This is a genomic window from Stenotrophomonas maltophilia (assembly GCF_002799245.1).
GTDB classification, from domain to species: Bacteria; Pseudomonadota; Gammaproteobacteria; order Xanthomonadales; family Xanthomonadaceae; genus Stenotrophomonas; species Stenotrophomonas maltophilia_S.
In genome coordinates this window covers 1,243,298-1,263,032 of record NZ_NEQV01000001.1, presented here as the reverse complement: position 1 = coordinate 1,263,032, position 19,735 = coordinate 1,243,298, and the positions used below count along the sequence as shown (strand labels likewise).

17 protein-coding genes and 1 rRNA gene are annotated in these 19,735 nt (G+C 67.0%); 13 read left to right on the top strand and 5 right to left on the bottom strand.

Features of this window, described 5'->3' with window-relative positions; genetic code table 11:
• Nucleotides 1-3: 3 nt before the first annotated feature.
• Nucleotides 4-118 (top strand): 5S ribosomal RNA (gene rrf / locus B9Y64_RS05935).
• Nucleotides 119-621: 503 nt separating this feature from the next.
• On the opposite strand, the gene B9Y64_RS05930 is transcribed toward rrf, so the two are convergent.
• Both B9Y64_RS05930 and B9Y64_RS05925 read right to left on the bottom strand, forming a co-directional pair.
• Nucleotides 622-2,337: a M28 family metallopeptidase gene (locus tag B9Y64_RS05930; RefSeq protein WP_100439867.1), complete on the bottom strand. Its 1,716-nt coding sequence runs from the start codon at nucleotides 2,335-2,337 to the stop codon at nucleotides 622-624.
• Between the two features lie 85 nt (nucleotides 2,338-2,422).
• The gene (locus B9Y64_RS05925) at nucleotides 2,423-3,085 is read right to left on the bottom strand and encodes a hypothetical protein (RefSeq protein ID WP_100439866.1); all 663 of its coding nucleotides are present in this window, start codon (nucleotides 3,083-3,085) and stop codon (nucleotides 2,423-2,425) included.
• A gap of 95 nt (nucleotides 3,086-3,180) precedes the next feature.
• Between B9Y64_RS05925 and B9Y64_RS05920 the strand changes: the two genes are divergently transcribed.
• Both B9Y64_RS05920 and B9Y64_RS05915 read left to right on the top strand, forming a co-directional pair.
• Nucleotides 3,181-4,479 (top strand): murein hydrolase activator EnvC family protein, encoded by a 1,299-nt coding sequence (locus B9Y64_RS05920; RefSeq protein ID WP_100439865.1) that lies wholly within the window; start codon nucleotides 3,181-3,183, stop codon nucleotides 4,477-4,479.
• Nucleotides 4,480-4,587: 108 nt separating this feature from the next.
• A complete protein-coding gene (locus B9Y64_RS05915) occupies nucleotides 4,588-6,072 on the top strand; it encodes a S41 family peptidase (RefSeq protein ID WP_100439864.1) in 1,485 nt (494 codons plus the stop codon).
• 84 nt (nucleotides 6,073-6,156) lie between these two features.
• Here B9Y64_RS05915 and B9Y64_RS05910 read toward each other — a convergent pair whose 3' ends face one another.
• Nucleotides 6,157-6,849 carry a rhomboid family intramembrane serine protease gene (locus B9Y64_RS05910; RefSeq protein WP_014035716.1) on the bottom strand — a complete coding sequence of 231 codons (693 nt, stop codon included), beginning with the start codon at nucleotides 6,847-6,849 and terminating at the stop codon, nucleotides 6,157-6,159.
• A gap of 226 nt (nucleotides 6,850-7,075) precedes the next feature.
• Between B9Y64_RS05910 and B9Y64_RS05905 the strand changes: the two genes are divergently transcribed.
• From B9Y64_RS05905 to B9Y64_RS05895, 3 genes are all read left to right on the top strand, one after another.
• Nucleotides 7,076-8,503: an outer membrane protein transport protein gene (locus B9Y64_RS05905; RefSeq protein ID WP_100439863.1), complete on the top strand. Its 1,428-nt coding sequence runs from the start codon at nucleotides 7,076-7,078 to the stop codon at nucleotides 8,501-8,503.
• A gap of 142 nt (nucleotides 8,504-8,645) precedes the next feature.
• Nucleotides 8,646-9,245 carry a nicotinamide riboside transporter PnuC gene (pnuC, locus tag B9Y64_RS05900; RefSeq protein WP_100439862.1) on the top strand — a complete coding sequence of 200 codons (600 nt, stop codon included), beginning with the start codon at nucleotides 8,646-8,648 and terminating at the stop codon, nucleotides 9,243-9,245.
• Entirely contained in the window at nucleotides 9,232-10,305 is a 1,074-nt protein-coding gene (locus B9Y64_RS05895) for an AAA family ATPase (protein ID WP_100439861.1), read from the top strand. Before pnuC ends, B9Y64_RS05895 begins: the two co-directional genes overlap by 14 nt.
• 119 nt (nucleotides 10,306-10,424) lie before the next feature.
• On the opposite strand, the gene putA is transcribed toward B9Y64_RS05895, so the two are convergent.
• Nucleotides 10,425-13,643: a bifunctional proline dehydrogenase/L-glutamate gamma-semialdehyde dehydrogenase PutA gene (gene putA, locus B9Y64_RS05890; protein ID WP_100439860.1), complete on the bottom strand. Its 3,219-nt coding sequence runs from the start codon at nucleotides 13,641-13,643 to the stop codon at nucleotides 10,425-10,427.
• A 274-nt stretch (nucleotides 13,644-13,917) separates the two neighbouring features.
• Between putA and B9Y64_RS05885 the strand changes: the two genes are divergently transcribed.
• The 6 genes from B9Y64_RS05885 to B9Y64_RS05860 are packed head-to-tail and all read left to right on the top strand — an operon-like array spanning nucleotide 13,918 to nucleotide 18,717.
• A complete protein-coding gene (locus B9Y64_RS05885) occupies nucleotides 13,918-14,394 on the top strand; it encodes a DUF2244 domain-containing protein (protein WP_100439859.1) in 477 nt (158 codons plus the stop codon).
• An 11-nt stretch (nucleotides 14,395-14,405) separates the two neighbouring features.
• Nucleotides 14,406-15,359, top strand: a complete 954-nt coding sequence (coxB, locus tag B9Y64_RS05880) for a cytochrome c oxidase subunit II (RefSeq protein WP_100439858.1) — start codon at nucleotides 14,406-14,408, stop codon at nucleotides 15,357-15,359.
• Nucleotides 15,360-15,418: 59 nt separating this feature from the next.
• Nucleotides 15,419-17,026, top strand: coding sequence for a cytochrome c oxidase subunit I (gene ctaD / locus B9Y64_RS05875; protein ID WP_100439857.1), 1,608 nt, complete (start codon nucleotides 15,419-15,421; stop codon nucleotides 17,024-17,026).
• A gap of 8 nt (nucleotides 17,027-17,034) precedes the next feature.
• A complete protein-coding gene (locus tag B9Y64_RS05870; RefSeq protein WP_100439856.1) occupies nucleotides 17,035-17,241 on the top strand; it encodes a hypothetical protein in 207 nt (68 codons plus the stop codon).
• Complete coding sequence (locus B9Y64_RS05865) at nucleotides 17,238-17,828, top strand: cytochrome c oxidase assembly protein (protein WP_100439855.1); 591 nt, start codon at nucleotides 17,238-17,240, stop codon at nucleotides 17,826-17,828. Before B9Y64_RS05870 ends, B9Y64_RS05865 begins: the two co-directional genes overlap by 4 nt.
• 13 nt (nucleotides 17,829-17,841) lie before the next feature.
• A complete protein-coding gene (locus tag B9Y64_RS05860; protein ID WP_100439912.1) occupies nucleotides 17,842-18,717 on the top strand; it encodes a cytochrome c oxidase subunit 3 in 876 nt (291 codons plus the stop codon).
• A 20-nt stretch (nucleotides 18,718-18,737) separates the two neighbouring features.
• Here B9Y64_RS05860 and B9Y64_RS05855 read toward each other — a convergent pair whose 3' ends face one another.
• Entirely contained in the window at nucleotides 18,738-18,956 is a 219-nt protein-coding gene (locus B9Y64_RS05855) for a twin transmembrane helix small protein (protein ID WP_005407794.1), read from the bottom strand.
• A gap of 57 nt (nucleotides 18,957-19,013) precedes the next feature.
• On the opposite strand from B9Y64_RS05855, the gene B9Y64_RS05850 reads away from it, so the two are divergent.
• The gene (locus B9Y64_RS05850) at nucleotides 19,014-19,721 is read left to right on the top strand and encodes an SURF1 family protein (protein ID WP_100439854.1); all 708 of its coding nucleotides are present in this window, start codon (nucleotides 19,014-19,016) and stop codon (nucleotides 19,719-19,721) included.
• Nucleotides 19,722-19,735: the final 14 nt, after the last annotated feature.

Sequence of the window (19,735 nt, the reverse complement as noted above, 5' to 3'; positions counted from 1 at the left end):
CTCCCTGGTGAAATTAGCGCTGTGGAACCACCCGATCCCATCCCGAACTCGGAAGTGAAACGCAGCTGCGCCGATGGTAGTGTGGCTCAAGCCATGCGAGAGTAGGTCATCGCCAGGGTTTACACCCAAAACCCCGCTGCTCACGCAGCGGGGTTTTTCTTTGGGCGCAGAAAATGCGGGTTCGGTAGTCGCCAACCTTGGTTGGCGCCTACCAGGGACGGGCGGACCATCACGGGTAGTGCCGGCCGCTGGCCGGCACCCCCATGGCCCTGCATCACCCCGGCAGGTCCACGCCGTGCGTGGGCGCCAACCAAGGTTGGCGACTACCGGGGACGGGCGGACCATCACGGGTAGTGCCGGCCGCTGGCCGGCAGCCCCATGGCCCTGCATCACCCCGGCAGGTCCACGGCGTGCGTGGGCGCCAACCAGGGTCGGCGACTACCGGGGGCGGGCGGATCAGCACGGGTAGTGCCGGCCGCTGGCCGGCAACCCCATGGCCCTGCATCCCGCAAGGAACCACGGCACCCAGCAGGGCAGCTTGCGGCCACCCGCGCAGCGGGATTCCAGGCATAAAAAAGCGGCGCCCCATGGGGCGCCGCTTCAGTCGCGCATGGCGCGACGTTACTTCGCTGCGGCCGGCACCTTGTCCTTCATCATCGCGTCGCGGGCTGCCTTGAACGGGTTGCCTGCATACCAGTTCGGCCAACGATCGCCACCCGCCAGCTCCTTGCCCACGCCGTACATCAGCTGCAGGTCTTCGACGGTGCCGTCCAGCTTCCAGGTGGCCGCGTCGAACTCATCCTTCGGGCCGTGGTAACGATTGGCGCCGTAGTCCGCCGCGGCCTTGCGGCCCGCTTCCACGCCACCCTCGCGCAGGTCTTCGCCACCATCGGCGTACAGGGCCGGAACGCCCGCCTTGGCGAAGTTGAAGTGATCCGAGCGGAAGTAGAAGCCGCTCTGCACCGAGGTTTCGCCGTGCAGGGTACGGTCCTGGGCGGCGGCCAGCGGCTTGAGGATGTCCTCCAGCTCCGAGCTGCCGAAGCCGGTGACGGTCACATCCTTGGCACGGCCGGCCACCGACATCGCATCGATGTTGATCACACCGGCGATCTTGTCCAGCGGGAAGGTCGGGTGGGCGACGTAGTACTTCGAACCGAGCAGGCCGGATTCTTCCAGGGTCACCGCCAGGAACACCACCGAACGCTCCGGCTTCGGATCCTGGTGGGCCATGGCTTCGGCCACTTCGAGGATGCCGGCCACGCCGGTCGCGTTGTCGACGGCGCCGTTGTAGATGTTGTCGCCGGTCTCACCCTCATGCTTGCCCAGATGGTCCCAGTGCGCCATGTACAGCACCGCCTCGTCAGCGCGCTTGTTGCCCGGCAGCACGCCCACCACGTTGCGCGACTGCTTCTGTGCGATCTGGCTCTTCAGGTCGACCGCGGCGGTGGCCTTCAGCGGCACCGGCTTGAAGCCGCGCTTGCTGGCGTCCTTGTAGGCCTGGGCGAGGTCCAGGCCGGCACCGGCGAACAACGCCTTGGCCGCGTCGGCACTCAGCCAGCCCTGCACCGGGATCCGGGCTTCCGGGTCATCCTTGGCTGGCAGGTCGTACTGCGGGCCGGCCCAGGAATTCTTCACCACATCCCAGCCGTAGGACGCGCCGGCGGTGTCGTGCACGATCAGTGCGGCAGCCGCGCCCTTGCGCGCAGCTTCCTCGAACTTGTAGGTCCAGCGGCCGTAATAGGTCATGCGCTTGCCGTCGAACAGCTTCGCGTCATCGACATGGAAGCCCGGGTCGTTGACGAACATCACCACCGTCTTGCCCTTCCAGTCCTGGCCGGCGTAGTCGTTCCACTTCTGCTCCGGTGCATCGACGCCATAGCCGACGAACACCAGATCGCTGGCATCGACCTTCACCTCGGCCTGGCCGGTACGGGTACCGACCACCATGTCGGTGCCGAACTTCAGTTCGGTGGTCTTGCCGCCCTGGGTGATCTTCAGCACGGTCGATTCGTCAGCCGTGGTCTCGGTCATCGGCACATCCTGGAACCAGCTGTCGCCGTTGCCGGGCTGCAGGCCGATGCGCTGCATCTGGTCGCGGATGTAGTTGACCGTCAGTTCTTCGCCCTTGCTGCCCGGTGCGCGGCCTTCGAACTCATCCGAGGCCAGGGTCTTGACCATCTCGGCGAAGTCGCCGGCGTTGATCTCCGGGGAGAACTGATGGGCGGACGGCTTTGCAGCAGCGGTAGCGGTGGCCGGCGTGGCAGCCGGAGTGTCTTCGCCTTTGCAGGCACTGAGCGCGGCCGCGGCGGCCAGGCACAGGAGGAGTTTGCGGGGCATCGTCGATTCCTGGGAACAAAGGGCGGCCGCACCTCAAGCGCGACCGGTAACAGCGAGTATCACCGAACCGGAAGGTTCGGCGGGTTCAGTCGGCCGGCGCGGTTTCGGTGTCGAACGGAATCGGCTCGGCACCGGTGACCGGGCCGATGCGCGCGGTGCGGTGCACGTACAGCACCACCTCGCGTTCGAACTGAAGCGGGCCATTGACCACGGCATTGGGGCCGATGATCACGCGCGGCTTGCGGCTGGCGGTCAGCGAGACACTGAAGTTCGGCTTGCGCACATGCACACCGCCGCTGACCTGCGAACCGATACCGACGGTGATGTCACCGTTGACGGTCTCCACGTCCTTGCCGACGCGGCTCTCGACCAGGCCGATGCCGCCGTTGACGGTCTCGACGCCGCCTTCGATCTGGCTGCCGCGATCGGTGAAGATGCTGCCGTTGACGGTGCTGACGCTGCCGCTGGCGATCACTTCACGACCCAGGCGCACACCGCCATTGACCGTTTCGATCTTGCCGGTGCGGGCGCGGTCGGCGACCTTCACCCCGCCGTTGACGGTGTCGATGCTGCCGGTCTCGACGCCTTCGCCGACGCGGATGCCGCCGTTGACGGTGTCCAGCTTGCCGTAGCGTTGACCCGCTTCGGCACTGATGCTGCCGTTGACCTTGCTGATGTTCTCCTGGGCACAGACCGGCCCGGTGGCCAGCAGTACGCCCAACAGCAGCGGAATGGAAAGAGCTTTCATGGGGACCTCGATGGATGTGCGGCTGGCAGGCCGCGTGCGGAGATGTCACCATTCCCCGGTACCCCCTGCAACTGCCTGAAGTCACTGGAAAGCCCTTGCGCGACAACGCCTTCCCATCACGCCGACATCACATCGCCGCTGCCCGCGGCGGGCGCTGCCTGCTGCTGGGGCTGGCGTTGGCGCTGGCCCTGCCGCTGCCCGGCGCTGCGCAGACCACCCGCGAGACCGAGCGCAAGCTGCAGAAACTGCGCACCGAGCTGAAGGGCGTGGCGCAGGAACGGCGGCAGATCGAAGGGCAGCGTGGCCAGGCATCGCAGCAGCTGCGCGAGGCCGACGAGAAGGTGGCACGCACCGGCCGTGCGCTTGCGCAGACGGAAACCGCGCTGCGCGAGCAGGGCCGCGCCCTGGCCGAAGCCGAGCAGCGCCGCAGCAGCCTGCAGTCCAACCTGGCCCAGCAGCACCGTGAACTGGCCGGGCTGCTGCGCGCGGCGTATCAGCTCGGCAACCATGCGCCGCTGAAGCTGCTGCTGTCGCAGGACACGGTGGCCGATGCCAACCGCGCCCTGGCCTACCATCGCTACCTGCAGCGCGAGCGTGCGCAGCGCATCACCACGCTGACCGCCGACCTCAAGGAACTTGAAGCGCTGCAGGCGCAGATCGCCGAGCGCAAGCAGAAGCTGCAGGGCGCGCAGCAGGACCAGAAGCAGCAGGCTGCGGCGCTGGCGGCCGATCGCCGTGATCGTGCGCAGACCGTGGCCTCGCTGGACGAACGCTTCAAGGACCAGCGCGAGAAGGAACAGGCACTGGGCCAGGACGCCAAGGCGCTGGAAACGCTGCTGGCCAACCTGCGTGCCGCCGCCGCCCGGGCCGAAGCCGAACGGCGCGCGGCTGCACGTCGAGCCGCCGCCGAAAAGGCCGCTGCCGAGCGGGCCGCACGCCAGGCCGCCGCGCAGGGCCGCCCGCCGCCGCCAACCAAGGTTCCGCCTGCGGTGGCGTCGGCACCGGCACCGAAGGTCGGTGGCCTGGGCTGGCCGTTGTCCGGCAACCTGCTGGCCCGCTATGGCGGCAAGCTGCCCGATGGCCGCACCAGCAGCGGCGTGCTGATCGGCGCGCCGGCCGGCAGTACGGTCACGGCCGTGGCCGATGGCACCGTGGTGTTCTCCGACTGGATGACCGGCTACGGCATGATCCTGATCGTCGACCACGGCAACGGCTACATGAGTCTGTACGCGCACAACGACACCCTGCTGAAGGACGCCGGCGCGCGGGTCAGCCGCGGTGACGCGGTGGCCAAGGTCGGCAATTCCGGCGGCCAGGGCGTTACCGCGCTGTACTTCGAGCTGCGCCGTGGCGGGCAGCCGGTCAACCCGGACAGCTGGCTGCAGCGGCGCTGAATCCGGGCCCGCCGGATGCGGGCCGGATTCAACGGGAATTTAGCTGTGCTTCGCGCATAATCGACGCATGTGCCTTGGGCACGATGCCAACGTCGACAGGAGTGATCCATGCGCGCAGCCCGTACCGCCACCCTCTTGCTGGCCCTGTTGCCAGCGCTGTCCTGGGCGCAGCAGACCGCGCCCGCCCCGAACCAGGAAACCAGCGGGCAGGCAGCGAACAGCGAGGAGGCGGTGACCTCGAAGGTGCCGCTGGAGGAAATCCGCCGTTTCGTCGCCGTGTACAACGCGGTACGCGCCGCCTATGTCGACCCGGTCGATGACAAGAAGCTGATGCAGTCGGCCGTGCGTGGCCTGCTGCTCGACCTCGATCCGCACAGCACCTACTTCAACAAGGAAGACGCGCAGGCCTTCGACGAGCAGGCCAATGGTGCCTACGAGGGCATCGGCGTGGAGCTGCAGCAGCAGCCGGACAACGCCAGCATGAAGGTGATCTCGCCGATCGACGACACGCCGGCGGCCAAGGCCGGCATCCTCGCCGGTGACCTGATCATCGCCATCGATGGCAAGCCGATCAGTGCGATCGATGCCAGCGAGCCGCTGCGCGGCGCGGCGGGCAGCAAGGTGGTGCTGACCATCGTGCGCGAAGGCAAGCCGAAGCCGTTCGACGTGAGCCTGACCCGCCAGACCATCCGCGTGACCAGTGTGCGCAGCCGCCTGCTGGAGCCGGGCTATGGCTACATCCGCCTGAGCACCTTCCAGGCCGATACCGGTTCGGACTTCCAGAAGCACGTACAGCAGCTGCAGAAGCAGTCCGGTGGCCAGCTCAAGGGCCTGGTGCTGGACCTGCGCAGCAACCCGGGTGGCCTGTTGACCGCCGCCGTGCAGGTGGCCGATGACCTGCTCGACAAGGGCAACATCGTCAGCACCCGTGGCCGCATCAGCATCAGCGACGCACGTTTCGACGCGACCCCGGGCGATCTGCTGAAGGGCGCACCGGTGGTGGTACTGGCCGATGCCGGTTCGGCCAGCGCATCGGAAGTACTGGCCGGCGCGCTGCGCGACAACAAGCGTGCGCGCGTGGTCGGCAGCCGCACCTTCGGCAAGGGCTCGGTGCAGACCGTGCTGCCGCTGGACAACGGTGATTCGGTGAAGCTGACCACTGCGCGCTATTACACGCCCAGCGGCAAGTCGATCCAGGCCACCGGCATCGTGCCGGACGTTGAGCTGAAGCCCGCCGCCACGCCGGCGGAGGATGCACTGCCGGCCAGCCTGAGCGACTACAGCGAAGCGACCCTGCCGGGCCATCTGCGCGGCGACGACGAGGGCACCGAGGGCTACCACGCCGGTGCGGTGCTGCCGGGCGATGGCCCGATCAACGACGCGCTGGCCGAGCTGAAGAACCCGGGTTCGGTGGCTGCACGGTTGAAGGCCGAGGCGGCGAAAGCGGATGCGGCCAAGGCAGCGAAGGCCGCTGCGGCGAAGCCGGAAGCCAAGGCCGAACCGAAGGCTGAGGGCAAGCCGGAAGCAAAGCCGGAAGCAAAGCCGGAAGCAAAGCCGGAAGCAAAGCCCGCACCGGCGCCGGTCAAGCCCTGAGGTAGCGCCGGGCCATGCCCGGCGTCGGCCCAGGAGCGGAAGAAGGCAACAAATGCCGGCCAGCGGCCGGCACTACCGGACAGGTCAGAATCCGTGCCGCTTGCGCAGGCGGCGCGCGATCGCGGCGCGGACGTACACTCCATACAGCAGGCCGAACAGGAAGCCGCCGATGTGCGCCCACCAGGCCACCATGCCGAAGCTGGGGCCGATATGGGCGAATACGACCTGCAGCGCCGCCCATACACCGATGAGCAGGTAGGCCGGCGCGCGCACGAACTCCAGGAACAGCCCGAGCGGGATCACCACGCCCAGCCGCGCGCCCGGGAACAGGGCCAGATAGGCGCCGATCAGGGCCGACACCGCGCCGCTGGCGCCGATGATGATCTGGTCCGGGCTGCCCATGGTGTAGATCGCCACCAGGTTGGACACTGCGCCGCCCACCAGGAACAGCAGCAGCAGCCGCCACGGCCCCAGCACCCGTTCGGCGGGCAGGCCGAAGATCAGCAGGAACACCAGGTTGCCCAGCAGGTGCGACCAGTCGGCGTGCAGGAACAGCGCGGTGAACAGGCGCAGCACGCTGCCGTCCTGCAGGGTCGCCCACCAGTCCAGCGGATGGGTCAGGCCGGTGGACAGGGCGCCCCAGTCCAGCCATAAGCTGCCGCGAGCGTCGTCCGGGCGCGAGATCGACCACAGAAACGCCAGCCACAATGACGCAAACAGCACAGGCGTGGCCCAGCGCAGGGCCGCCTTCTTGCGCGACGGGAGGGAGACGAACATGGGCATAAGCCTAGCGTGCCGACGCCTGCGGCGGGGATTGTCCTGTTCAGCTTTTGAGACGAAGAAAGCGCCCTTGCTGTTATTGTTTCATTAACCGCTCTGGGTAATACTCGCATACGGCGTCGTATGTCGGGAGGGGAATCCGGCGCGCTCCGAACGGCCTCAGGGCCAGCCGGGCGCAGGCGCACTCAGAGCAACATCACCGCTTACCGGAGAGAGAACTACGATGCAAACCGCTTCCACCATTGCCCGTCTGACCCTGCTGGCCGTCGGCGTTGCCGGTGCGCTGGCCGCCGCCGATGCCAACGCCGCCGCCTTCCAGCTGAAGGAAAACAGCGCCAAGGGCCTCGGCCGCGCGTTCGCCGGCTCCACCTCCGCTGAAGGCGATGCCTCGGTGGTCGCCACCAACCCGGCGTCGATGCGCCTGCTCGAAGGCACCCAGATCCAGGGCGACGTCAGCGCCATCAGCTTCGGTGCCAAGTTCCGTGGCCAGGGCAAGTACGCCAACGGCGCTCCGATTTCCGGCGGCAACGGCGGCGACGCCGGCATGATCGCCCCGGTCCCGGCAGCCTACTTCCACCTGCCGTTCGGCGAGAACGACAACATGCACTTCGGTGCATCGCTGACCGTGCCGTTCGGCTTCAAGACCGAATACGACCGTGACTGGGTCGGCCGCTACAACGGCGTCAAGACCGAGCTGCAGGCGATCGACCTGGGCGTCGCGTTCTCCTACGACATCAACCCGTACCTGTCGTTCGGTGCTTCGGTGTTCGCCGAGCGCCTGAACGTCGACCTGACCAGCGCTGTCGATACCGGCACCGCGATCAACGCCAGCGCCCAGCAGAAGGCTGCCGCTGCCGTGCTGGCCGCCGGTGGCACCGCCGCCCAGGCCGCCGCTGCCTCGCGTCAGGCCGCCGTGGCCATGGCCCAGCAGGGCTTCGCTCCGGGCACCGCCGATGGCTATCTGCGCATCAAGGGTGACGAAGTGTCGATGGGCTACACCCTGGGCATGACCGTCAGCCCGGTGGAAGGCACCAACATCGCCTTCAGCTACCGCTCGCAGGTCAAGCACAAGATCAACGACGGCAAGGCTGACTTCACCATTCCGGGCAACGCCGCGACCTTCCTGGCCGCTGCCGCTCCGGGTACCTTCATCGACAGCAAGGGTCGTGCCTCGATCACCCTGCCGGCCAGCGCCACCGTCAGCTTCACCCACCGCGTGAACGACCAGTGGAAGATCATGGCCGACGTCTCGCGCACTGCGTGGAGCAAGTTCGACCAGGTCACCGTCGACTATGACTCCAACCAGCCGGACAGCGTGCTGCCGTTCCATTACCGCGACACCACCTTCGCGTCGATCGGTACCGAGTACCGCATGAACGAGAAGCTGACCCTGCGCGGCGGTCTCGCCTACGACCAGACCCCGACCACCGACGCTCACCGCGACGTGCGCGTGCCGGACACCACCCGCAAGTGGCTGTCGCTGGGTCTGACCTACGCGGCATCGGACAAGATGGAATACAGCGTGGGCTACACCCACCTGTTCACCAAGGATCCGAACATCACCTCGACCTCGGCCACCGCCAACACCGTGACCGGCAAGTACAAGGTCAGCGGCGACGTGCTGGCAGCTTCGATGCAGTACAAGTTCTGATTCGGGCCCCGGCCTGAAGCAGCACGAGGAAGCCCCGCGCAAGCGGGGCTTTCTTTTTATGGGGAGGGTCTGTGGGGCGTCCACGCATGGCGCGGATCGACCGGGTTGTCCACGCAGCGCGCAGATCCACGACAATGGCGCCATGAACCTGTCCGATCCGAACTTCCAGCTGGAGCTGGCCGCCAATATTGCCGTCGCCGGCTCGATCCTGCTGGCCGGCCGCAACAACGTGCACACCTGGTGGCTGGGTATCGTCGGCTGTGCGCTGTTTGCCGCGGTGTTCGAGCGCTCCCATCTGTATGCGGACATGGTGCTGCAGTTCTTCTTCATCGCCATCAGCGTGCTGGGCTGGTGGCAGTGGCTGCGCGGCGACCATGGTGCGCCGCTGCCGATCACCGCGCTGCGATCGCGGGCCTGGGCCTGGCTGCTGCCGCTGGCGGTGGTGGCCACCTTCGGCTACGGCTGGATGCTGACCCGGCTGACCAACGCCTATGCGCCCTACATTGATTCGGCGGTGCTGGTGCTGAGCGTGATCGCGCAGATCCTGATGATGCGGCGCAAGCTGGAATCGTGGTGGGTGTGGTTGCTGGTGAACACGGTCGCGGTACCGCTGTATTACAGCCGTGGCCTGCACCTGACCTCGATCCTGTATGTGGGCTTCTGGATCAACGCGCTGGTGGCGCTGCGCCATTGGCGGCATCTGATGCAGGCCGGGACCAAGGCGGCCGATGCCGCTGCCTGAGCGTGTCGAGCGTGGCCTGGTGGTGGGCAAGTTCTGCCCGCTGCACCGCGGCCATGAGCGCCTGATCGACTTCGCCGCCGCGCGTTGTCAGCAGTTGCTGGTGATCGGCTGGTCGCAGCCGGGCTTTGCCGGCTACAGCGCCGCACGTCGCGAACGCTGGCTGCGTGCGCGCTTCCCGCAGGCGAGGGTGGTGGTGCTGGATGATGCGCGGCTGGCAGCCTTGTGTGCCGAACATGGCCTGCCGCCGCGCGTGTTGCCGCAGGACAGTGACAGCGAGCAGGTGCAGCGCATGTTCACCGCCTGGCTGTGCCAGCACCTGTTGGGTGGCCCGGTGCAGGCGGTTTTCACCGGCGAGGACTACGGCGATGGCTTTGCCGGCACGCTGGCGGTCTGCTTCAACGCGCCGGTGCGACATGAGCGGCTGGAGCGCACGCGTGATGTTGGCCAGGCCAGCGGCACCCAGCTGCGTGCCGATCCGCATGCCTGTCGGCGCAGCCTTGCCGCCGAGGTGTATGCAGCCTACGTGCAGCGCGTGGCGTTCGTGGGTGGCGAGTCCACCGGAAAAACCACGCTGGCGCGGGTGATGGCCGAGCGCCTGGGCACTTCGTGGGTGCCGGAGTACGGGCGCACGCTGTGGGAAGCACAGGGGGGCGAACTGCAGCCCGGCGATCTGCTGCGCATTGCAGAAGCACAGCCGCGGCACGAGGATGCAGCGGCGCTGACGGCACAGCGCTGGCTGTTCTGCGACACCACACCGCTGGTGACCCTGGGCTACAGCGGCTGGATGTTTGGTACGGCGCCGGAGGAACTGCGGCAGGCCGCACGGCGGCCGTATGACCTGCTGTTCCTGTGCGCGCCGGATATCCCGTTCGACCAGGACGGCACGCGGGTGGGGGAGGCATTCCGTGCGCAGCAGCATGCCTGGTACGTGCGCGAGCTGCAGGCGCGGAGTGTCGGGTACGTGCTGCTGGAGGGCGACCTGGAAACGCGCATCGCGAGGGTGCAGCGCGAGCTGGCCAAGCGTGCGGACAACCGGTTCAGTGCCACCCAGCCTCTGTAGCGCCCAGCCCATGCTCGGCGTTCCTGGTGCAGTCGGGCATGGGCTCGGCGCTGCAGGCCGCAGGAGTACAAAAAACCCCGCTTTCGCGGGGTTTTTCGTTCACCGCATGACGTCGGCGATCAGTCGCCCAGGGTCAGCAGCGAGGCATTTCCGCCGGCGGCGGTGGTGTTCACCGTCACCGTCTTTTCGGTGGCGAAGCGCAGCAGGTAGTGCGGGCCGCCGGCCTTCGGACCGGTGCCGGACAGGCCCTGGCCGCCGAACGGCTGCACGCCGACCACCGCACCGATCTGGTTGCGGTTGACGTAGACGTTGCCGACGTGGACGCCGTTGCTGATGCGGTCGACGGTCTCGTCGATGCGCGAATGCACGCCCAGGGTCAGGCCGTAGCCGGTGGCGTTGATCTGGTCGATCACTGCGTCGAGCTGGTCGCCCTTCCAGCGGATCACGTGCAGGACCGGACCGAAGACTTCCTTGTGCAGCTGGCCCAGGTCCTTCAGTTCGTACGCACGCGGTGCGAAGAAGGTGCCATTGGCGGCTTCGGCGGACAGCTGGGCGGCGGCGATCAGGCGCGCTTCGCGGTCCATGCGTTCGGCGTGGTCCTGCAGGATCTTCAGCGCATCGGCGTCGATCACCGGGCCGACGTCGGTGGACAGCAGGCCCGGATTTCCGACCTTCAGTTCCTTCATCGCGCCGGCCAGCATGGTCATCACCTTGTCGGCGATGTCGTCCTGCACGAACAGCACGCGCGCGGCCGAGCAACGCTGGCCGGCAGAGGTGAAGGCCGAACCGATCGCGTCCTTGACCAGCTGTTCCGGCAGCGCGGAGGAGTCGGCGATGAAGGCGTTCTGGCCACCGGTCTCGGCGATCAGCACACCGATGGCGGCGTCACGTGCGGCCATCGCACGGTTGATCGCGCGGGCGGTGTCGGTGGAGCCGGTGAAGGCCACGCCGGCCACGCGCGGGTCGGCGGTCAGCGCGGCGCCGACGGTGGCACCGTCGCCCGGCAGGAACTGCACCACCTCGGCCGGCACGCCGGCGTCGTGCAGCAGCTTCACCGCGTAGTAGCCGATCAGGTTGGTCTGTTCGGCCGGCTTGGCGATGACGCTGTTGCCGGCGGCCAGGGCGGCAGCGACCTGGCCCAGGAAGATCGCCAGCGGGAAGTTCCACGGGCTGATGCAGACGAACACGCCGCGGCCGTGCAGCTGCAGTTCGTTGGATTCACCGGTCGGGCTGGGCAGCTTCTCGGCGTGGCTGAACTGCTCGCGTGCCTGCTTGGCGTAGTAGCGCAGGAAGTCCACGGCTTCGCGCACTTCGGCGATGCTGTCGGGCAGGCTCTTGCCGGCTTCCTTCACGCACAGCGCCATGAACTCCGGCATGCGTGCTTCCAGCTGGTCGGCGGCGTGCTCGAGGATGGCGGCGCGGCTGGCGGCCGGGGTGCGGTTCCAGGCCGGCTGCGCGGCCACGGCATTGGCCAGGGCCTTCTGCACGGTGGCGGCATCGGCGGCCAGCCACTGGCCGACCACCTCGCGGGTGTCGGCCGGGTTGGTCACCGGCTGCGCAGCGCCGGCCGGGTTGGAACCGGGCACCAGCGGGGCGGCCTGCCACGGCTTGACGGCCGCGTTGATCTGCTCGGCCAGGGCGCGCAGTTCGTTGTCGTTGGCGAGGTTGGCGCCCATGGAGTTCTTCCTGTCGTGGTTCTGGCTGCGCAGCAGGTCAACCGGCAGCGGGATCTTGGGGTGCGGAATCGATGCGAACGAAGCGACCATCTCGACCGGATCGCGGATCAGGTCGGCGATCGGCACGCGCTCGTCGGTGATGCGGTTGACGAAGCTGGAGTTGGCGCCGTTTTCCAGCAGGCGGCGCACCAGGTACGGCAGCAGGTCTTCATGCGAACCGACCGGGGCGTACACGCGGCAGGGCAGGCCCAGGCGATCAGCCGGTACCACTTCGGCGTACAGGTCGTCGCCCATGCCGTGCAGCTTCTGGTGCTCGTACACGCCACCGTTGGCGATGCTGCGCACGGCCGCGATGGTGTGCGCGTTGTGCGTGGCGAACATCGGGTAGATCGCGTCGGCATGGGTGAACAGACGCTTGGCGCATGCCAGGTAGGACACGTCGGTGTTCTGCTTGCGGGTGAACACCGGGTAGCCCGGATAGCCTTCGATCTGCGCGCGCTTGATTTCGGCGTCCCAGTAGGCGCCCTTGACCAGGCGTACCTGCAGGCGGCGGCCGGCGCGGCGTGCCATGTCGGCCAGGTGGTCGATCGTGTACGGCGTGCGCTTCTGGTAGGCCTGCACGACCACGCCGAAGCCATCCCAGCCGGCCAGCGAAGCGTCGGAGAACACCTGTTCGATGATGTCCAGCGACAGTTCCAGCCGGTCGGACTCTTCGGCGTCGACGGTGCAGCCGATGCCGTAGCTCTTGGCCAGTTGTGCCAGTTCCAGCACGCCCGGCACCAGGTCCTTCAGCACGCGCTCGCGCTTGGCGTGCTCATAGCGCGGGTACAGCGCCGACAGCTTGATGGAGATGCCCGGTGCGTTGTTGACGTCGCCATCCGGACGGCCACCACGTGCCTTGTGATCGCCGCCGATGGCGTGGATCGCACGACGGTAGTCTTCCAGGTAGCGCAGCGCGTCCTTCATGGTCAGCGCGCCTTCGCCGAGCATGTCGAAGGAGTAGCGGTAGTTCGCGTTGTCGCCCTTGTGCGAGCGCGACAGCGCTTCGCTGATGGTGCGGCCCATGACGAACTGATGGCCCATGATTTTCATCGCCTGGCGAACGGCCAGGCGCACCACCGGTTCACCGACGCGGCCGACCAGGCGCTTGAACGCGCTGGGTGCGTCGGCGCGGGTGGCGTCGTTCATCTGCACCAGCTTGCCGGTCAGCATCAGGCCCCAGGTGGAGGCGTTGACCAGCACCGAGTCGCTGCCGCCCAGGTGCTTTTCCCAGTCGGCATCGGCCAGCTTGTCGCGGATCAGCTTGTCGGCGGTGTCCTGGTCCGGAATGCGCAGCAGCGCTTCGGCCACGCACATCAGCAGCACGCCTTCCTCGCTGCCCAGGTCGTACTGGCGCATGAAGGCTTCGATCGCGCCCTGGTCCTTGGCGCGCACGCGCACGCGGCCGACCAGGTCGGCGGCCAGCGCCTGCACCCTGGCCTGCTCCTCGGCCGGCAGGCGGGCCTGCGCCAGCAGCTCGCGGACGTGGCTGGCCTCGTCCTTCAACCAGCCATCGGTGATGGCCTGGCGGAACGGGTTGGGGGGCGCCGGCAGTTCCGGCGACAGCAGCGCGCCGGGACGCGGGGCGTCGCTGGCGGCAGGGGAGGAGGAAGGTGCGTTCATGCCGGTCCGGCCAGTGGAAAACTTGGCGATTTTAATCATTTTTGCGCCTTCCGGAAGTGCCTCGCAGCCACCTTGATGAAGGGCTGATAGCCCCTAACAGTGGTGGATTCAGCGTGTTCAGCAAGCTCGACAGCATTTGTGCTGAATTCGTCATTCGTGCCGCCGACCTCATGCTGTGTTGCAGCATGGGAAAAAGTGTGAATGCACCCTTGCTACCGGCGAGAGGGCGGGGCTACCATCGAGACGTTTCCCGCGGCAGGAACGCGGTTGCGACATGATCGAGGTGCTTCCAGCTCCGGATGGGTCAGGTACGCAGCTGCGGCTGCGTCCCCCACGGGCGCTCGATGCCCGGCAGTTCGTCCTGTTGTTCACCGTGTTGACGGGTGCGATGTGGCTGGTGTCCGCCCTCGGGTGGTTGGCCGGCAATGCATTCGCCCCCCTGTTCGCGCTGCTGTACAGCCTGGTGCTGGCGGCGGCGCTGCGTGCCTTGTGGCGCAGCGGTGAACGGCAGGAGGAGATCCGGGTAGTGCCGGCGTACGTGGAGGTCATCCCCGTACCCGGTGGATCGCCGGTGTTCCGGGCCCACCCCCACTGGGTGCGCCTGCTCACCGACGATGAGAGGGTCCGGCTGGCATCCAGCGGTCGGCAGGTGGAGGTGGGGAGTTTCCTCGCGCCGGCCGAACGCCAGACGCTCGCAGAGACACTTGAAAGCTTGCTCGCCGCCAGCGATGGCGGCAACCGACGACGCTAAGGGTCTAGGCAATGAAGCAAAGCAGCAGGTGGGGCACGAAGTGCGTTGCAGCGGTCGCCGCCATGGTGGCCGGGGGACTGATTCCGGCGTTGGCCTGGGCCCAGGCGGCCGATCCCAAGCCGTGGCAGCTGAACATGGGCAAGGGGGTGACCCAGACCTCGCGCCTGGCCTGGGAATCGAACAACCTCTCGTTGATCATCTGCACGGTGATCGGCGTGATCGTGTTCGGCGCGATGGCCTACGCCATCTTCAAGTTCCGCAAATCCAAGGGCGCGGTCGCCGCTACCTTCAGCCACAACACCAAGGCCGAGGTGATCTGGACGGTGATCCCGGTGATCATCCTGATCGTGATGGCGTGGCCGGCCACGGCCAACCTGATCAAGATGTACGACACCCGCGATGCCGAAATGACGGTGAAGGTCACCGGCTACCAGTGGATGTGGAAGTACGAATATCTCGGCGAGAACGTCACCTTCACCAGCCGACTGGACCGCGAGTCCGACCGCATGCGGCAGAGTGGCAAGGTGCCGACGCGCGAAAGCCACCCGCACTACCTGCTGGACGTGGACAACCGCCTGGTGCTGCCGGTCGATACCAAGGTGCGCTTCGTCATCACCTCCGATGATGTGATCCATGCCTGGTGGGTGCCGGCGCTGGGCTGGAAGCAGGACGCCATCCCCGGTTTCATCAACGAGGCCTGGACCAGCATCGAGCAGCCCGGCGTCTATCGCGGCCAGTGCGCCGAGCTGTGCGGCAAGGACCACGGCTTCATGCCGATCGTGGTCGAGGCGGTGTCCAAGGAAGAATTCAAGCAGTGGTTGGCGCAGCGCAAGCCGGCGCCGCCCGCCGCGCCGGCAACGCCTGCGGCACCTGCCGAACCGGCTGCACCGACGGGCGAGGCACCTGCTGCGCCTGCCGCTGCTGACGCCGGCGGCGCGCCTGCCAGCGCAGCCAGCGGAGCGTGATGTAAAGCCCGCGGCCGCCAGCGGCCGTGGTGACAACCGATTCTGAGAGGTGTTTTGCAATGGCGCACTCGGCAGTTGGGCACGACGATCACCATCACCACCAGAGCTTCTTCGAGCGTTGGTTCTTCTCGACCAACCACAAGGACATCGGCACGCTTTACCTGGGTTTCAGCTTCATCATGTTCGTCATCGGCGCTTTCATGAGCGTGCTGATCCGGCTTGAGCTTGCCCAGCCCGGCATCCAGTTCATCCGGCCGGAGGTGTTCAACCAGCTGACAACGGTGCATGCGCTGGTGATGATCTTCGGTGGCGTGATGCCGGCCTTCGTCGGCCTGGCCAACTGGATGATCCCGCTGCAGATCGGCGCGCCGGACATGGCGCTGCCGCGCATGAACAACTGGTCGTTCTGGTTGCTGCCGGTGGCCTTCAGCCTGCTGCTGCTGACCTTCCTGCTGCCCGGCGGCGCACCGGCAGGCGGCTGGACGCTGTACCCGCCGCTGTCGCTGCAGGGCGGCTACAACGTCGCCTTTACCGTGTTCGCCATCCATGTGGCCGGCATCAGCTCGATCATGGGCGCGATCAACATCATCGCCACCGTGCTCAACATGCGTGCGCCGGGCATCGACCTGCTGAAGATGCCGATCTTCTGCTGGGCCTGGCTGATCACCGCATTCCTGCTGATCGCGGTGATGCCGGTGCTGGCCGGTGCGGTGACCATGCTGCTGACCGACAAGTTCTTCGGCACCAGCTTCTTCAACGCCGCCGGTGGCGGTGACCCGGTGATGTTCCAGCACATCTTCTGGTTCTTCGGCCATCCCGAGGTCTACATCATGATCCTGCCCGCCTTCGGCGTGGTCAGTGAGATCATCCCCACCTTCAGCCGCAAGCCGCTGTTCGGCTACCAGGCGATGGTGTACGCCACGGCCGCGATCGCCTTCCTGTCGTTCATCGTCTGGGCCCACCACATGTTCACCGTGGGCATGCCGCTGGGCGGCGAGATCTACTTCATGTTCGCCACCATGCTGATCTCGATTCCGACCGGGGTGAAGGTGTTCAACTGGGTCAGCACGATGTGGCGTGGCTCGTTGACGTTCGAGGCGCCGATGCTGTGGTCGGTGGCGTTCGTCATCCTGTTCACCATCGGTGGCTTCTCCGGCCTGATGCTGGCGATCGTCGCCGCCGACTTCCAGTACCACGACACCTATTTCGTGGTCGCCCACTTCCACTACGTGCTGGTGACCGGCGCGGTCTTCGCGCTGATCGCCGCGGTGTACTACTGGTGGCCGAAGTGGACCGGGCGCATGTACAGCGAGAAGTGGGCCAAGGTGCACTTCTGGTGGTCGATCGTGTTCGTCAACCTGCTGTTCTTCCCGCAGCACTTCCTCGGCCTGGCCGGCATGCCGCGCCGCATCCCCGATTACAGCGTGGCCTTCGCCGACTGGAACCTGATCAGCTCGATCGGTGCGTTCGGCATGTTCGTCACCCCGTTCATGATGGCGGCGATCCTGCTGTCCTCGCTGCGTAACGGCGAAAAGGCCGAGGCACGCAGCTGGGAGGGCGCGCGCGGCCTGGAGTGGACGCTGCCGTCGCCGGTGCCGTCGCACACCTTTACGACGCCGCCGACCATCCGGCCGGGGGATCTGGCACATGACGACATCACGCATTGAGGTGGCGCATGCATAACGAGAGCCCGCTCCCGATCGGCAGAGTCGAGCCAGGCTCGACTGGCGAGAAGCAGCCGGGCATGGCCCGGCTCCACAACAGCGAAGGCCACGGCGTCGAGCAGCAGCGCCGCCGCGCCAGGCGTACGGCGATGTGGGTCGGTGGCATCGCGGTGCTGGTCTACGTCGGCTTCATTCTCAGCGGGGTGGTCGGCCGATGAGCGAGGCGCCGGCCAGCACGCCGTCACCCAGTTCCGGGCTGCCGCGCCTGATCGGCGTGGCGGTGGCGGTGTTCCTGCTGACGTTCTCACTGGTGCCGCTGTACCGCATCGCCTGCGAGAAGGTGTTCGGCGTGCGCCTGGAGCGCGGCCCCGGTGGTGAAGCCAGTGCCGGCGCGGCAGCTGGCAAGCGCACCGTGCGGGTGGAGTTCGACGGGGGCGTCAATTCGCGCCTGCCCTGGTCGTTCCATCCCGAACAGCTGACCATGGACGTGGTACCCGGCGAGCTCAACGAGGCGCTGTACTTCGCCCGCAACGACAGCACCCAGGCCGTCGTGGGCAGCGCGGTGCCTTCGGTGGCGCCAGCGCGTGCATCGGGCTTCTTCAGCAAGACCGAGTGCTTCTGTTTCACCGCGCAGACGCTGCAGGCCGGCGAGAAGCGCGACATGCCGGTGCGCTTCATCGTCGATCCGGACCTGCCGCCGGAAATCAGGACGATCACCTTGTCCTACACCTTCTACCGCAACGACGCGTTGTCCGATCGGCTGGCTCCGGCCGCCACCTCGGATGGCGCGCACGCCGCACCCTGACCCGGATACCGACATGGCCCAGACACCGACCGACGCCAACGTGTACTTCGTACCGGCCCAGAGCAAATGGCCATTCGTGGGCTCCATCGCGATGATGGTGACCATGGTGGGCGTGGCCAGCTGGCTCAACGATGCCAGCTGGGGGCGCTGGACGTTCTACATCGGCGTCGCGATGCTGGTGCTGACACTGTTCTGGTGGTTCAGCGACGTGGTGCGCGAATCGCAGGCCGGCAACTACAACCACCAGGTCGATGGCTCGTTCCGGATGGGGATGATCTGGTTCATCTTCTCCGAAGTGATGTTCTTCGGTGCCTTCTTCGGCGCGCTGTTCTACACCCGCAATCTCGGCCTGTCGTGGCTGAGCGGCGAAGGCCGCGGGGTGATGACCAACGAGCTGCTCTGGCAGGGCTATTCCGCCGGATGGCCGACCAATGGCCCGGCGGCGATCGGTGGTGCGTTCCAGACCATCCCGGCCTGGGGCCTGCCGCTGATCAATACGCTGATCCTGCTCACCTCCGGCGTAACCCTGACCATCGCCCACCACGCGCTGAAGGCCGGCAACCGCCGTCAGCTGCTCATCTGGCTGGGCCTGACCGTGGTGCTCGGCCTGGGCTTCCTGACCCTGCAGGCAGAGGAATACCTGCACGCCTACAAGGAACTGAACCTGACGCTCGGCTCGGGCATCTATGGTTCGACATTCTTCATGCTGACCGGCTTCCACGGCGCGCATGTGCTGCTGGGCACGATCATGCTGGTCGTGATGTGGCTGCGTTCGGCCAAGGGGCACTTCACCCGCGACAACCATTTCGGTTTTGAAGCCGCCGCGTGGTACTGGCACTTCGTCGATGTGGTGTGGCTGATGCTGTTCCTGTTCGTCTACGTGCTTTGACCACGCAGGCAGCGGTGGCTTCAGCCGCCGATGCCGTGCGGCTTGATCCAGCCCATGTAGATGCTCACGATCACCAGCAGGATCAACGCTACCGACACCGAGATGCGGCGTGTCAGTGCGTTGACCGTGCGCTTGGTCTGGCCGCGGTCGACCAGCAGGTAATACAGGCCGGCGCCCAGATTCCAGACGATGACGATCAGAAACGCGATTACCAGCAGGGTCTTCAGCGAATCACTCATGCGCGGCTCGAGGGCAGGGTGGATGCGCCTATCTGACCGCGTTTGCGCGGACTTGTCATGATGCGCCAGCACACACGCGTGATTGGATGGCTGCTGGCCGTGCTGGCGATGGCCGGTTTCACTGCATTGGGGCTGTGGCAGCTGCAGCGCATGCATGCCAAACAGGCAATGTTGGATGCGCAGGGGCCAGCTGTGGCACAGGCGCTGCCGCTGGCGTTGGCCCTGGCAGCCCCCGGCGCATTGCACGGTGTGGCCGATCACGGTCGCTTCCTGCCCGGTGTCGTGCTGCTCGACAACCAGACCCGGCACGGCCGTGCCGGCGTAAAGATCTACCGCCCGTTCCGCAGTGACGAAGGCAGCGTGCTGCTGGTCGATCTGGGCTGGCGCGCGCTGCCGCCGGATCGCACGCTGCCGGACGTCCCGGCGCCGCCTTCGCCGGTGGCGGTGCGCGGGCTGCTGGCGCCGCCGCCGTCGGCGGGGCTGGTACTGGGCCCGTCGTTCTCCGGCACCGGTGAAGCCGGGCGCTGGCTGGCCAGCCGGTTGCCGGCCGAGGGCCTGGCGGCAGCGCTTGGCCTGCCCGCGCTGCCCGAGCGGGTCCTGCGACTGGACCCGGCACTGCCGTTCGGCGACGAGCGCGACCTGGACCTGCTGCCGAACACGCTGCCGCCGCAGCGCCACCTGGGCTACGCCGTGCAGTGGTTCGGGCTGGCCCTGACCGTGCTGGTGGTGGCCGTGGTGCTGGAATGGCGCAGGAGACGTCGTTGACCAGGGCTCGGTAG